Source organism: Paenibacillus sp. FJAT-26967, assembly GCF_001541095.1.
In the GTDB taxonomy this organism is placed as follows: domain Bacteria; phylum Bacillota; class Bacilli; order Paenibacillales; family NBRC-103111; genus Paenibacillus_F.
The window spans coordinates 1,544,329-1,559,052 of sequence record NZ_LMXH01000001.1 but is presented as its reverse complement, the minus strand read 5'-3'; the positions used below and the strand labels follow the sequence as shown (position 1 = coordinate 1,559,052).

The 14,724-nt window shown below is 47.5% G+C and carries 11 protein-coding genes and 1 other annotated feature; of the genes, 4 read left to right on the top strand and 7 right to left on the bottom strand.

Annotation, left to right across the window (positions count from 1 at the left end):
* The first annotated feature begins 158 nt into the window (after positions 1–158).
* Entirely contained in the window at positions 159–1,202 is a 1,044-nt protein-coding gene (gene cax, locus AR333_RS06900) for a calcium/proton exchanger (protein ID WP_068774535.1), read from the top strand.
* 32 nt (positions 1,203–1,234) lie between these two features.
* Here cax and AR333_RS06895 read toward each other — a convergent pair whose 3' ends face one another.
* From AR333_RS06895 to AR333_RS06875, 5 genes are all read right to left on the bottom strand, one after another.
* The gene (locus AR333_RS06895) at positions 1,235–1,519 is read right to left on the bottom strand and encodes a YlaN family protein (protein ID WP_068774534.1); all 285 of its coding nucleotides are present in this window, start codon (positions 1,517–1,519) and stop codon (positions 1,235–1,237) included.
* A gap of 152 nt (positions 1,520–1,671) precedes the next feature.
* Positions 1,672–1,914 (bottom strand): HPr family phosphocarrier protein, encoded by a 243-nt coding sequence (locus tag AR333_RS06890; RefSeq protein ID WP_068774533.1) that lies wholly within the window; start codon positions 1,912–1,914, stop codon positions 1,672–1,674.
* 108 nt (positions 1,915–2,022) lie between these two features.
* Complete coding sequence (locus AR333_RS06885) at positions 2,023–3,138, bottom strand: aminopeptidase (protein ID WP_068774532.1); 1,116 nt, start codon at positions 3,136–3,138, stop codon at positions 2,023–2,025.
* A 27-nt stretch (positions 3,139–3,165) separates the two neighbouring features.
* Positions 3,166–3,894, bottom strand: a complete 729-nt coding sequence (locus AR333_RS06880) for a TVP38/TMEM64 family protein (protein WP_068774531.1) — start codon at positions 3,892–3,894, stop codon at positions 3,166–3,168.
* Between the two features lie 104 nt (positions 3,895–3,998).
* Positions 3,999–6,014: a sensor domain-containing diguanylate cyclase gene (locus AR333_RS06875; protein ID WP_068774530.1), complete on the bottom strand. Its 2,016-nt coding sequence runs from the start codon at positions 6,012–6,014 to the stop codon at positions 3,999–4,001.
* Positions 6,015–6,337: 323 nt separating this feature from the next.
* Between AR333_RS06875 and rpsD the strand changes: the two genes are divergently transcribed.
* Entirely contained in the window at positions 6,338–6,943 is a 606-nt protein-coding gene (gene rpsD, locus AR333_RS06870) for a 30S ribosomal protein S4 (RefSeq protein ID WP_068774529.1), read from the top strand.
* 64 nt (positions 6,944–7,007) lie between these two features.
* On the opposite strand, the gene tyrS is transcribed toward rpsD, so the two are convergent.
* A complete protein-coding gene (tyrS, locus tag AR333_RS06865) occupies positions 7,008–8,273 on the bottom strand; it encodes a tyrosine--tRNA ligase (RefSeq protein ID WP_068775158.1) in 1,266 nt (421 codons plus the stop codon).
* A gap of 86 nt (positions 8,274–8,359) precedes the next feature.
* Positions 8,360–8,682 (bottom strand) — a binding site (T-box leader).
* A 140-nt stretch (positions 8,683–8,822) separates the two neighbouring features.
* On the opposite strand from tyrS, the gene AR333_RS06860 reads away from it, so the two are divergent.
* A complete protein-coding gene (locus tag AR333_RS06860; RefSeq protein ID WP_068774528.1) occupies positions 8,823–11,933 on the top strand; it encodes a transglycosylase domain-containing protein in 3,111 nt (1,036 codons plus the stop codon).
* Between the two features lie 201 nt (positions 11,934–12,134).
* On the opposite strand, the gene acsA is transcribed toward AR333_RS06860, so the two are convergent.
* Positions 12,135–13,859 carry an acetate--CoA ligase gene (gene acsA / locus AR333_RS06855; RefSeq protein ID WP_068774527.1) on the bottom strand — a complete coding sequence of 575 codons (1,725 nt, stop codon included), beginning with the start codon at positions 13,857–13,859 and terminating at the stop codon, positions 12,135–12,137.
* 202 nt (positions 13,860–14,061) lie between these two features.
* On the opposite strand from acsA, the gene AR333_RS06850 reads away from it, so the two are divergent.
* Complete coding sequence (locus tag AR333_RS06850) at positions 14,062–14,700, top strand: GNAT family N-acetyltransferase (RefSeq protein ID WP_068774526.1); 639 nt, start codon at positions 14,062–14,064, stop codon at positions 14,698–14,700.
* The last annotated feature ends 24 nt before the right edge of the window (positions 14,701–14,724 follow it).

The window sequence follows — 14,724 nt, the reverse complement described above, 5'->3', positions numbered from 1 at the left end:
GAGAAAGCAACCAAGGTTGTATTTGGTTCCAGCGAACATAAACTCTTTTTAATAAGGAGGTTTTACAATCTGTTAAGTTGTGGGTATATTATTAGAGGCTATCTTACATAACCGTACGAAACAGCAGTAATCAAAGATACATGGCGGAGGGATTAAGGTTGAAGAAAAATCTATTTAACATTGGTTTGATCGTGTCATTTGCATTAAGTGCAGTTGCACACTATATGCATCTGGGCAATACGATCCAATTTACTATTTCATGTATTGCGATCCTCTTCGTTGCGGGCTTTCTGGGCAAAGCAACGGAGAGTGTCGCTCACTATGCGGGTGATCGCATGGGCGGTTTCCTTAACGCCACTTTCGGTAATGCGGCGGAACTAATCATTGCCTTTTTTCTCGTTAAAGACGGATTATTCGATGTGGTGAAGGCAAGCTTAACCGGTGCTATTATCGGTAATCTCCTGCTTGTAATGGGCATAAGCGCTCTGGCAGGCGGTTTGAAGTTTAAAGAACAGAACTTTAATATCAAGCTCGCTTCACATAACGCCTCACTCATGTCCCTTGCCGTTATCGCTTTGTTCATTCCGGCTGTTTTTGCCCAGAGCTTAACAATCAAAGAAACAACCGAAATGAGCTTGGTCGTTGCCGGCATATTGATTTGCGCCTACATTTTATGGCTCATCTTCTCCATGGTCACACATAAAAAGGAACTCTCGGATCAAGTCGTCGAGCACAGCGAGCCCGCATGGTCCAAAAAGACTTCCATTCTCTTTCTCATTCTGGCCACCGTTATGGTCGGTTTTACAAGTGAATGGCTCGTTGGAACGCTCGATGAGTTCACAGCCAAATTCGGTCTTTCCGAATTGTTTGTCGGCGCCTTCCTGATCGCCATAATCGGTAATGCGGCAGAACACAGCGCGGCCGTCATGATGGCGATGAAGAACAAGATGGGCGCAGCCGTTGAGATTGCTGTCGGCAGCTCCTTGCAGATTGCCTTATTCGTAGCGCCAGTGCTCGTATTCGCCAGCTTCTTTATGGGGCAAACCATGGATATTGTCTTCACCACTTACGAGATCGTAGCGATTGGGGTTGCTGTTCTAATCTCCAAATCGATCTCACAGGATGGTTCTTCCAACTGGTACGAGGGAGTTCTTCTTCTTGCTGTATACGTCATACTAGGCGTCGTTTTCTTCCTCGTTTAATGCACAAAAAAAGTAACCCGCTGAAAAGTGGGTTACTTTTTATTTAAAGCTTCATACAGTTTAGCCAAGTTCTGCTCCAGCTTATGCAAAAGTTCTTTGCCTACACTAGCTGGAATCAGCCCTGCACGAATCGCAAAGTCTATCTCACGTGAATAGCCGTACATCTGTGTATCGAGCACTTCCTCGTACAAAGGGCACTGACGGGTTGTCAGGTTCTCCATTTGAATTTCAATCAGCTTCTCGATTTTATATGCATCTTCTTCAAGAAGATTAAGTGCCTTCTGGTTCAAGCTCACCAGCAAATCAGATGAAGACATACCTTTTCCCCCCTGTACATATTCCTACGCCTTAAGTCTAATATAGACGAAAACAAGCCAAGTTACAAGAGAGGCCCCGTGTGACTTCTCCCTGCGATCCTATTGAAAAAGCGCCCCTATCAGGGACGCTTCCGGTTCATTATTATTAATCTTTATACAATCGCAATTTCTAATTGATGCTTGGCAAAAACTTCTGCCATGGCTTTCTTCGCTTCAGCTTCATCCGGTCCATGAACATGAAGTTCATACTGGCCCGAGCTGAGCAGCGTAGTAAACAGGCCCAGGATACTCTTAACATCAATATACTTGTTATCATACTGAAGTACGATGGAAGAGCGGAACTGGTTCGCAGTTTGGGAGATTTCTACAATTGCAGTATTATTGGCACTTGGCATGAGGCATTCCTCCTATACGGTTCACAGACGTGTCCTTTACTCTTTCATGATACCTTGCGGCACCACTCCACGCAACAACTTTTTCCAAAATCAAGGCCCGTTATAGCGTTATTTGAGATTTTCAGGATTAAGCTGATCAAGTTCCTCGATAACGAAACGGCCGTCTTTCCGAATTAATACATCGTCAAACCATACTTCGCCGCCGCCGTATTCAGGCCGCTGAATCAATACGAGATCCCAATGAAGCGAGGAGCGGTTGCCGTTATCCGCCTCCTCATAAGCCTGACCCGGAGTGAAATGCAGGCTGCCGTCGATTTTCTCGTCAAATAGCGTATCCTTCATCGGATACTTGATATAGGGGTTAAAACCGAGACTAAACTCCCCTACATACCGCGCGCCTTCGTCCATATCCAGAATTTCATTTATCCGCTTCGTATCGCTGCTTGTCGCTTCAATAATTTTACCGTCCTCAAAGCGGAATGAAATTTGATCAAATGTTACCCCGGACTGAACAGAAGGAGTGTTGAACGTGATTGTACCGTTGACAGAATCGCGAACCGGAGCTGTAAAACACTCCCCATCCGGAATATTGTTCTGGCCCGAACATTTAATAGCCGGAATCCCTTTGATCGAGAAAGTAAGATCGGTTCCGGGAGACACCAGACGTACCTTATCCGTACGCTCCATAAGGGCTTTAAGCGGGTCCATAGCCTCATCCATCTTGCCGTAATCCAGATTGCAGACATCGAAGTAAAAATCTTCAAATGCATCCGTACTCATTTCGGCAAGCTGTGCCATCGAAGCATTCGGATACCGGAGAACAACCCAGCGCGTATGCTTGATGCGCTGCTCCAAATGAACGGGTTTCAGATAGTGCAAATTATACAGCTTCATTTGCTGCTCCGGAACATCCGCCCACTCATTGACATTCTCTCCGGCTCTGACGGCAATGTAACCGTCCATTCTTTTCATCTGAGCCAAATCTTCTTCTGCCCATTCCTTTATTTGTTCTTCAGTGGCTGATTTCAGAATGGTTCCCATCACACGCCGGTCAATAAGCTTAACGTAGGGCTTGCCTCCCCGTGCATAAACCTCTTCGACCAGACTGCGGACAAGCTCTTTTTCAGTCCCGTACATTTCAATTAGGATATTCTCGCCAGGTTGAACGTTTACGGAATATTGGACCAGATTGGCTGCCAGTTCTTGAATTCTTGGATCTCTCATCTTTTAAATTCCTCCTTATGTAATCAGTTAACCGGATTGGCGTGAGCGCGGCGGCACCTTTTTCGTATGCTTGCGTGAATCCAGACGTTTTTTGAACAAGCTGCCCAGTAGAATCAGCAGTGCAAAAATCGCAACCAGAATCATCAATCTTCCTTTATAATCTTGAAAATGGAATAAATCATGCGCAATTAATGACTCCAGATAAATAATCGGCAGTTTCCCAATCACAGTGCCTAGAATGAAATGGCGCAGCGTAATACGAGTCACCCCGGCCCCGTAATTAATAGCCGAAGAAGGGATTACGGGAATCAGCCTTCCGAGCAGAATATATAAAAACCCCTGGGTCTCTAACTTGCGGTTAAACTGCTGAATGGTTGGTTTGGAGCTTAATTTCTTCTCTACCCAAGCATGCACAAAATACCGGGCGGCAATGAACCCGACTAGACTGGCGACAACAGACATGACATAGTTGACAACAAAGCCCCATTTCATCCCGAAAAGCGCCACGTTTGCACCTGCAACAAGCACAAATGGAACGAAGGGAAAAAGCGTTTGCAGAAAAACAAGAAAAACGCCAATCGTTTTCCCGAACAGACCGAGGGACTCAAGCCAGGGTGCGAGCTGCTGCATGCGAATACTTCCGATGTTCCAGACATCTTTTTTGTAGAAAAAGAAATAGACGATCGCAATTAGAATTAAGAGAAGAGTCAAAACGTAAATGAGTCGTTTACTGCGCATAAGTTTAATCCCTTTCAACGTTCCAGCCTCCTCACCTTTTTATTGTAACACTTTCTAGGAGGATGTGAAATGTGCGTGCTTCCCGCCTTCCACCCCCAATTTAACAAGAAAAAACCGTTCCATCACGAGGTGAGGGAACGGCTCTGGTCCATAACAATTTGATTTCGTCCGTCATGCTTGGCCTGGTACAAAGCCATATCCGCTTTATAAAACAGAGACTCTACGCTAATTTTGTCATCCTCCCAGAACCAGTCGGACACTCCGCAGGAAACGGTCACTCTGGGATTGGTTTCATTCATAACCCGCTCGCGTATCCGCTCAGCCACCCGCAGCGCCTGCTGCTTGCCGACCCTCGGCAAATAGATCGCCAGTTCTTCGCCGCCCCAGCGGGCCGCAATATCCGTTTCACGGATACTCGTCGCAAGAATATCACTAACCTGCATGAGAATCCGGTCACCGACCTGGTGCCCATACGTGTCGTTAACCTGCTTAAAATAATCAATATCAACCACGATCAGGGAACCGCAGAAGTCTTTTTTCTGCATTTCCTGAACCTGCGTATTCAAATAATGACGTGCATACAGGCCCGTCAGCTGATCCATAATGACCAGCCGCTGCAGTTCCGCATGAAGGGCCGCATTGGTAATAGCCAGTCCTATATGACTGCACAAAGCTTGCAACAGCTTAAAATTATCATAGGAGAAATAATGGGGATCCCGATGAACAACGAGGATAACTCCCAGCACTTCACCTCCGCCTAACACCGGAGCCGCCATCATGGAACGTGAATTGGAGAGTTCCATCAACTTGGACGGCTTGTAGTCGTTCTGCTGATAGTCGGAGACAATAACCGCTTCTTTACTCTCGTATACAAGGCCGGTGAAACCGGTTCCCATCGTCAAATGCTCATGGTACATCGGAGGAAAGTTGCTGGCTTTGACGATTAGTCTCTGCCTTTCTTCATCCGTCTGCATAATCGAACAATAATCGGCTTTAAATATATCCGTGAGCTCGCGGCAGGCAAAATCAAAAATCTCATGCAGGCTCAAGCTCTGCGTCAATTTCTGGGTCATCTCATTAATAAGGCGAAGCTCGTCCACCAGCAGATTGGAGTGCTCGTACAATTTGGCGTTCTCAAACGCATTGCCCGCGGCATCAGCCAAAAGCGTAATAAAAGAAATCTCCGCCGGATCAAACGTATCCCGGGAATAAGTCAAGTGCAGCACACCGTATACCCCCTGCTTACCTGATAACGGAGCCGCGATTTCGCGGCGTCTGATCCCCTCGGGAAGCGTTTCCTCCTGGACAAACACACGCCCTTCCATGAAAGCTTTGGCGCATATGTCATTTTCCTCCTGCTGAAACCGAAGCAGCTTAACCGGAAGGGAACCGCTGTGGTAATCCTGTGAGAGGAGCAGATCCAGACTGACGAAAGGGTATAGTTCTTGAATGCAGTCGATTACAACCGACAAGACTGCGTTTACATCAATTTGAGAATGGAGCTTATTCGTCGTCTGAAAAAGAATCTCCCATTTGCGCAGCTCGCGCTCATTGCGATAAACCTGTCGCGTAAGGTTATGGGAAGTCACATCCGTCTGACTGCGCATACTTAATTGCTGAACCGCTAATATCCAGGAGTCAAGCAGCGTCTCCAGAAGACCCCAGGCTTGTCCGGTCTTGACAACCAGGCCAAGTGAACCGATATACGAACCCGTACTATCGTACAGCGGAGCCGCGCAAGTGACATAATCCTTTAGCGCTGCGCAGTCGTGTTCATCACCGCTCACGGTAACAATGACCCGCTGACGCTTGCATTCAGAGAAAGCGGACTTGCCCACGGAATCCTCCATCCAGTTCAACTCATCCTGGTGAAGCGGGTGCAAAAATCCGTCCGAACAAAAATATGTGATAGATTGGCCCGAATGATCGACTAGTTCTAAGGAACCAATCAAAGAACGAAGAGACCAAGTCGAATGACCTATCCAATTATAGAAGAGATTGTAGAGTTCATTCCTTAAAGAAAGCTCACATTCCTGCTTAGCGATATGTAGAACATACGGGTCGAGGCCTGATTCTTCAAGCCTTTTGCCCTTTTCAGTCCGACAGTCCGGCATAGGGTGGTGAAGTTTGTCGCTCATAGACAACTCCTTTTCCACTTCCCGAAATAATAAGAAGTATACCCCTAATGATACTAAATTTTTAGTAGTTATGCACTATGTTTTCCAAGAGATTATAAGAGTTCTTTCACTTGACATTCTTCTTCTATTTGCATAAAATAAGAAGTCGAGTACAAAAGGTTATCGGGAGATTTTCGTGTCTCACCCTCTATAATTTCACTGCTGACAAGCCTGCGGCTGAACAGCTTGTCAGATGGATACATGTTTAATCGTATTCGTCAGTGAAATTAGCACGGGATCTGCCTATCTATTTAAACTAACATTTGAAGAGGGGTACATCCAATATGTCACGTTATACTGGTCCTAAATTTAAACTAAGCCGTCGTCTCGGCATTTCCCTGAGCGGCAGCGGCAAAGAACTGAAGCGTCCGTTTCCTCCAGGCCAACATGGTCCGGGACAACGCAAGAAGCTCAGCAACTACGGTATGCAGCTTCAAGAAAAGCAAAAGCTTCGTCACATGTACGGTGTAAGCGAGAAGCAATTCCGCAACCTGTACAGTGCAGCTGCTAAGCAAAAAGGTATCACAGGTGAAACGTTCATGCAGCTTCTTGAAAGCCGTCTGGACAACCTGGTTTACCGTCTTGGCTTCTCCAACTCCCGTGCAGGCGCACGTCAACTGGTTGCTCACGGTCACGTTACCGTTAACGGCAAAAAACTTGACATCGCTTCTTACACGGTAAAAACCGGCGACGTAATCGGTCTTCGCGAGAAGAGCCGTGGTTTGTCCGTAATCAAAGAAGCTTTGGCTAACCGCAACTACCTGCCGACTTACGTTGAGTTCAACGAAGCAGCAGTAGAAGGTAAGTACGTTCGTCTTCCTGAGCGTTCCGAGCTTCCGCAAGAAATCGACGAGAAGCAAATTGTCGAGTTCTACAACCGTCTTTCCTAGTCGATTGTTATCCATCGGCAACTCAAAAACCCCCCGATCCTCGGATCGGGGGGTTTTTCTGTCTTTATGCTAATTTAATTTTGGCGAACTTCCGCTTGCCAACCTGAAGAATGTCACCATCTTTGATTGCAACGGATGCATTAGGATCGGCTATCTTCTCTTCATTCAGGCGTACGCCACCTTGCTGAATGCTTCTCTTCGCTTCTCCATTGGTAGCTTGGAGACCAAGCGACACCAGAAGTTTCACTAGACGAATCGAACCGTCTTCAAGTTCGGCAGCAGAAAGTTCAATCTCCTCGATATCGTCAGGAAGCGCGCGCTGCTGGAATACCGTTACGAAATGTCGCTCTGCTTCTTGAGCCGCTTCTTCCCCATGGTACATCCGAACGAAAGTTGCCGCCAGTCTCATTTTGGCATCGCGCGGATGAACCGTTCCGTCTTGAATACCTTGACGCAGAGCAGCCAGCTCATCGTTCGTAAGATCTGTCGCCAATTCGTAGTATTTGAGCATCAACTCATCCGGGATCGACATGGATTTTCCGTAAATCTGGTTCGCTTCTTCATCAATTCCGATGTAGTTGCCCAGGCTCTTGCTCATTTTGTTAACGCCGTCCAGTCCTTCGAGCAGCGGCATCATAATAGCTACCTGCGTAGCTACGCCGTATTCTTTCTGAAGCGTACGTCCCATTAGAAGATTGAACTTCTGATCAGTGCCGCCAAGCTCCACATCGCACTTAAGCGCAACGGAATCATACCCCTGCATGAGCGGGTAGAAAAACTCGTGTACATGAATAGGCTGGCCTGACGTGTACCGCTTGGAGAAATCATCACGCTCAAGTACCCGGGCTACCGTAAGCTTCGCAGCAAGCTCTACAACATCTGTGAATGTAAGCGGGCTCAGCCATTCTGAGTTGTAGCAAACTGTTGTTTTATCCGGATCAAGAATTTTAAAAATTTGTTTTTTGTAAGTTTCCGCATTCCGCTTAACATCTTCTTCTGTCAACGGTTTGCGCGTCTCTGATTTGCCTGTCGGATCGCCAATACGTCCTGTGAAATCGCCGATAAGAAGCTGTACCTCATGGCCGAATTCCTGGAATTGGCGCAGCTTGTGCAGCACGACCGTATGCCCGACATGTATGTCCGGCGCCGACGGGTCCAGACCGAGCTTAACTTTAAGCGGCCTGTTGTCTATAATAGCTTCCGCAATTTTGAGCTTCAGATCTTCCTCCGGCACGATTTCCACCGCACCCCGTCGCAGAACTTCAAGCTGGCGGGTCACTTCCTCCTGCTGCTCGGGCGTCAGTTGTGCCCATACGTCTGTTTTCGTCATAGTCATCAGATCCTCTCTTTATCTTGTCTGCTTGCCTGTTACCATTTCTTCCCGTGAAAAAACGCACAAAAAAAGCCTTCTATCCACAAAGGGACGAGAAGGCTCTGAACTCGCGGTACCACCCTAATTAAAGCACTCCCAAGGCACGCCCAGAAGAGTGACTTTCACTCATTACGGATAACGGGAATGATCCCGGGAGAAAGCTACTGTAAACCCTGCTCCAGCCCTGTCCATACGAATGGAATATAGGCAAAGCGCACTCATAGCCAATAAGGCCATACGGCTTACGCGTTCCCTTTCCCTGCTCCAGACGGTAATTCGCTAATGGAGGCCGGCACCGATTCACACCATCCATCGGCTCTCTGCTGCCTGTACCTGCCCTGCTACTCAAGTCTTTCAAAGCATTTATAAAATATTGTGTTCACTCTTTATATCATACAAGATACAAACATGTCAAACACCCCGAAGCAGGCCCCTTGTACAGCGGTATTCAAGATTTTGCCTTTGTGCTATAATTGAAGCGGTTATAAAAGGAGGAATCCTGGAAATATGGCAAAAAAACTCTCTTTCTTACAAAAACCGAGAGTCCGTAAAGCTCTGTCGATTACTTTTCATACGTTAAAATGGGCCTTCGTGGCGTTTCTTGCCGTAGGAATTATTGGAGGGGCCGCGGCCGTAGGCTATGTCGGCGCTCTTGTCAAAGACGAGCCTGTCCGGAACAAGGAAGATATGCGCCAGAAAATCGAAGAAAATGCCATCACGGGGTTCGTTTATTTCAATGACGATTCTGTAATCGGCCAGCTTCGTACGGAGGAAGACCGGCGGCTTGCCGAGCTGTCAGAAATCCCCCAGATTGTACTCGATGCCGTTCTAGCCATTGAAGACAACAATTTCTACCAGCATAACGGGGTTGATATCAAAGGCGTTACCCGTGCTGTTACACAAAAGCTTTTTAATGAAGAAGTACAAACTGGCGGCAGTACGATTACTCAGCAGCTTGCCCGGCGCGTATTCCTGACATTAGATCGGGACGCAGGGCGCAAGGCAAAAGAACTCCTGCTGTCACTCAGAATGAACAGACTCATCTCCAAAGATGAAATTCTTTTGGCTTATTTGAATAAAATTCCGTATGGAAACGGTGCAACCGGGTATAACTTGTATGGAATCAAAGCAGCCGCAAAAGGGATTTTCGATCTGGATGATCTGAACAAATTGAATGCGGCTCAAGCGGCTTATCTCGCCGGTCTTCCGCAGCAGCCGAGCAACTACTCCGCTTTCACAAGTACGGGAGCTCCTAACGCGACAGGCTTCAAGAACGCAGTAACGCGGCAGAAGCTCGTACTCAAAAGGATGCTTGAGGAGAACAAGTTAACCGAGGGACAGTATACGGAAGCCCTTAATTTTGACATCGAATCCTCCTTGGCCAAACAGCAATTAAAAGCCTATGCGAGTTATCCGTACCTGATGATTGAAGCAGAGACTCAAGCTGCCAAAATTTTAATAAGTCAGCAGCAGCCTGATCTTGATCCGAGCAAGAATAGTGCAGCATACAAAGAAGCGCTTAAAAATATGCGCGATCACTTGCAGCGCGGCGGTTACCAGGTGTATACGAGCATAGACCAGACGATCTATGATTCTATGCAGAACATAGCCAAGAATCCTAAGAATTTCTCGCCTCACAATGCAACCAAGGGCGATGAACTAGTCGGAGCTGTTATGATGGATAGCAAAACCGGGGCTGTCCTTGGTATGATCGAAGGCCGTGACTACAGCAAGAACCAGAACAATCTGGCTATCGATGCTGTACGGCAGCCCGGTTCCACCATGAAGCCGCTCGCTGCCTACATTCCAGCTATGGAGAAAGGCAAGCTTCAGCCGGCCAGTATAATCGACGATGCCCCGATCATTCTGAAGGACGGCAGCAAGGGCTATCACATTCCCGAGAACTGGAACGATAAATATAATGGCCTGGTCACGGCTCGCAAAGCACTTAATCAGTCCTATAATATCCCGGCTATCAAGCTGTTCACAGAAACAGTAGGCGTGAAGGAAGCTCTCGACTTTTCCAAAAAGCTGGGCATAACCACGATCGACAAAAAGGATTATAATTACACAACCGGTGCAATAGGCGGACTTGAGTACGGTGTAACGGTAAAAGATTTAACAAGTTCTTATGCTTCCATGTCTAACAAAGGACTTTTTAACGAAGCCTTTATGATCCGCAAAATTACGGACTCGACCGGTAAGGTTGTGTATGAGCATCAGGTTAAGCCTACACGTGTCTTTTCGGAAGAAACCGCCTATCTGATTACAGACATGATGAGAACCGTCATTACAGAAGGTACGGCGACAAGCATCAAGAAGAGTTTCAAGTTCTATGGTAAGATCCCGGTTGTCGGGAAAACCGGCTCAACACAAGACGATGGCGATGCCTGGTTTATGGGGTACACTCCCAATATTACGGTGGGCGTATGGGCCGGATACGATAAATCAATCCATAAGCTTAGTGATCCGGGCAAATTGCGGGCGATGAACATTTGGTCCCTCATTATGAATGCTGCTGTGGAGCAGAAGCCCGAGCTTTTTCCGGACAAAACATTCACGAGACCAAATACCGTCGTGCAAGCTACCGTATCCGATGTATCCGGCAAACTGCCGAGCGAACTCAACCGACAGTCCGGCCATCTGGTGACCGACTGGTTTAACCGCAAGTACATCCCTAAAGATGTCGACAATGCGATGAAATCGATGAGCACTATCGAATACAATGGAATCAACTACATCGCGCAGGAACAGACCCCCAGCGATATGGTTCAATCCAAGGTTGTGATTATGCGCGAGAAGTCCATCAATGCCATACTTAAAGAATTGTCCGGGATTCTTGCTAAACTTCCTGCGAAAAATCGCAAGTCACTTGATTTCTACAAGCCTAAAGATTATAAAGAGGATGCGCCTTCTGAAATCGATCCTCGTAAAGATGACGGAAATGCGCCAGCGTCACCTTCCAGCGTGGCCGTAACGAAGTCGGGCGGATCTGCTGTTGTCACTTTCCAGCCTAGCGGGAATAATGATGTGGTCGGCTACCGGCTGTATCGTTCCGATAACGGTGGCCCCTTTATCAGGCAATCCGGTAAAGTGGTCCTCACAGGCCAGGCTCTGAAATTCTCGGACAGCGTAAACCCGTCTTCTGCTCATGCTTACTACGTGACAGCGGTTGATGTCGCAGGCAAGGAGTCTGCCCCTGGAAGATCCAATGCCATTGATAGCGGCAGCCTCGATCCAGGTTTCATTCCTGATGGACAGAGTCCAGGCACAGGTGCGGGTTCAGGAACTAACACAGCACCTCCTGGCGGGCCTGTTGAAGGTTCCAATGATGACTCTGTCAAGAAGTCTCCATCTGCACCAACGGGGCTGACCGCTAAATGGAGCGGTTCTGGCTTGAAGCTCAAATGGGAAGCAAATCCCGGCAAAGATAAAGTAAAGCGGTACAACATTTACTACAGTGAAAAATCTGCCGGAGATTACAAGCGTATGGATTCTGCTCTTGCAGCCGAATATGTACATGTCGCCGTTCAATACGACGGTTACTATAAAGTATCCGCGGTTAATGATTCCGGAGAATCCAAACTTTCCAGCGCTGTAAAATATACCACCCGGTAATGGCAGCTTCTTCATTAAGCCGGTTATTCTAAACATAAATCCCCTCAGATCAGGACTATCGAATCCTGATCTGAGGGGATTTTCACGTCAATAGACTCTGGCCGCATGCGGATCAAATAGTCATGAGATAAACCAAACAAAAACCCCGAAACGTTCTCGGGGTTTTGTTGTACCGTATAGAAAAAGGCCAAGGAATAATGATTAATCTTCGATCGTGGAAAGGTCACCTGTAGGCAAGTTCAGTTCCCATGCTTTTAATACACGGCGCATAATTTTACCGCTGCGTGTCTTAGGAAGCTTATCCTTGAACTCGATTTCCCGAGGTGCCGCATGAGCGGACAAACCTTCTTTAACAAACTTGGAGATTTCCGTCTTCAGCTCATCTGAAGGTTCAAAACCCTCACGAAGAGCGATAAACGCTTTAATGATCTCTCCGCGCATTGGATCAGGCTTACCGATAACACCCGCCTCAGCAACGGCAGGATGCTCAACCAGCTTGCTCTCCACCTCAAAAGGTCCTACACGCTCACCGGCCGTGTTGATAACATCATCAATACGTCCTTGGAACCAGAAGTATCCGTCTTCATCCATATAAGCAGAATCGCCGGAAACATACCAGCCGCTTAAACGGAAGTACTCTTCATACTTAGCAGGGTTATTCCAGATTTTGCGCATCATAGAAGGCCACGGTGTCTTTACGGCAAGATTACCCATCCGGTTCGGAGGAAGGACATTACCGCTGTCATCGATAATGGCAGCTTCAACGCCAGGAATCGGACGGCCCATGGAACCCGGCTTGATCGGCATGCCCGGGTAATTACAAATAACCTGGCCGCCAGTCTCCGTCATCCACCACGTATCATGGATACGCTGTCCGTATACTTTCATTCCCCAGCGTACTACCTCAGGGTTAAGCGGTTCGCCGACGCTGAGTACATGGCGGAGTGAGGACAAATCAAATTGATTCACCACATCATCGCCCGCGCCCATCAGCATGCGGAATGCTGTCGGAGCGCTGTACCAGACGGTTACGCCGTACTTCTGGATCGTATTATACCAATCCTGCGGGCTGAAACGTCCGCCGCGAATTACGTTGGTAGCACCGTTAAGCCATGGACCGAAGATGCCGTAAGAAGTGCCTGTTACCCAGCCTGGGTCAGCTGTACACCAGTAGACATCGTCTTCTTTAAGGTCAAGGACAATACGTCCCGTATAATATTGTTGGAGCATCGCATTATGGACATGGAATACGCCCTTCGGCTTACCCGTCGAGCCGGATGTGTAGTGCAGCAGCATACCATCTTCGCGGTCAACCCATTCGATGTCCAGTTCTTCGGATGCTTGTGCCATTTCTTTATAGAAATCGACTTGGCGTTCCTGCAATTCCAGATCTTCACCGACTAGAATGACATGCTTCAGATGCGGCAGGTCAGCCGTAGGGATCCGGTGGACAAGTGCAGGCGTTGTGATAATAGCGACGGCCTCACTATCCTGCAGACGGTCTTTGACCGCCATTTCCATAAAAGCTTCGAACAAAGGTCCGACTACGGCACCGACTTTGATCGAACCTAGCAAGGACATGTACAGCTCAGGCGTACGCGGCATGAAAATAAAAATCCGGTCACCCTTGTTGACGCCTAACTTACGCAGTACATTACCGAATTGATTCGATTTCGCCTTCATTTGCGCAAACGTATAAGACTCATCTCTTGTTTGGTCGCTGTAATGCAAAGCTACTTTGTCTTTTCTGGAAGATTCCGCATGACGGTCAATAGCTTCATAGGCTATGTTTACTTTTCCCGTATCGAACCAAGAGAAGCTGGATTCTACCTCTTCCCATCGGAATGTTTCCCGAGCTTTCTCGTAATCTCCTAGGTTGGAATTCTGTGAAACTGCATCAATAACTTCACCTTTTAGCTGGCTCATTTCTCCTACCTCCCGACAATTGAAACGCTTTCAAACTCTTTTGAATGCTTTGTGCCTGACAGGAAAGACTTATTTTTCATAATGAATATTATAACACAGCAGGTTATGTTTGCCTATTCCTTTTCAAATAACCAATAAATGTGATATAAGAGAGTATAGAGAGATCCATGTTACTGACGCCGTTTGTAAGGAGACCCCTCTCATGGAGCATAAAAAAATTTATCATTCGCATTCTTTCGTTCCGCCTAATATGGACGCTGAAATTACAGTAGAAGGTCCGGTCCTGCCGGATCATCTTCGCGGCCTTCATATGCACGATGACCTGGATGCTTTTCGTAAGCCGAAGGATCAGCATGAAGCATTAATTGAAATATCAGAACTGCCTGAAGGCCGCATTATTATCGCCCGTACCGGAGATTGTATTGTCGGCTATGTGACGTTCCACTATCCTGATGAGATCGAACGCTGGTCCCAGGGGAATATGAAAGATCTGATTGAACTGGGTGCTATTGAAGTAGCCAACAGCTACCGCGCACTCGGTCTCGGCAAGCAAATGATCCGATTAGCTTTTACGGACGAGCAGATGGAGAATGTCATTACATTTACCACGGAGTATTACTGGCACTGGGATCTGGAAAGCAGCGGACTCAGTGTGTGGGATTACCGCAAAATGATGGAAAATTTAATGAAGTGTGTGGATATGGTGTGGTACGCCACCGATGATCCGGAAATTTGTTCGCACCCGGCCAACTGCCTGATGGTACGGATCGGAAGCAACGTCCCCTTCGATTCTATCGAGCAGTTCGACCGCATTCGCTTTCAACAGCGGTTCATGTATTAGAACCATTTCCGGGGTTACGGGAGG

Excerpts from the sequence above, each read along its gene's own strand:
- AR333_RS06895 (WP_068774534.1), bottom strand. The coding sequence starts at position 1,519 with ATGTCTTCATCTGATTTGCTGGTGAGCTTGAACCAGAAGGCACTTAAT.
- AR333_RS06860 (WP_068774528.1), top strand. The coding sequence starts at position 8,823 with ATGGCAAAAAAACTCTCTTTCTTACAAAAACCGAGAGTCCGTAAAGCT.
- acsA (WP_068774527.1), bottom strand. The coding sequence starts at position 13,859 with ATGAGCCAGCTAAAAGGTGAAGTTATTGATGCAGTTTCACAGAATTCC.
- AR333_RS06885 (WP_068774532.1), bottom strand. The coding sequence starts at position 3,138 with ATGAGAGATCCAAGAATTCAAGAACTGGCAGCCAATCTGGTCCAATAT.
- AR333_RS06890 (WP_068774533.1), bottom strand. The coding sequence starts at position 1,914 with ATGCCAAGTGCCAATAATACTGCAATTGTAGAAATCTCCCAAACTGCG.
- AR333_RS06875 (WP_068774530.1), bottom strand. The coding sequence starts at position 6,014 with ATGAGCGACAAACTTCACCACCCTATGCCGGACTGTCGGACTGAAAAG.
- tyrS (WP_068775158.1), bottom strand. The coding sequence starts at position 8,273 with ATGACGAAAACAGACGTATGGGCACAACTGACGCCCGAGCAGCAGGAG.
- rpsD (WP_068774529.1), top strand. The coding sequence starts at position 6,338 with ATGTCACGTTATACTGGTCCTAAATTTAAACTAAGCCGTCGTCTCGGC.
- AR333_RS06850 (WP_068774526.1), top strand. The coding sequence starts at position 14,062 with ATGGAGCATAAAAAAATTTATCATTCGCATTCTTTCGTTCCGCCTAAT.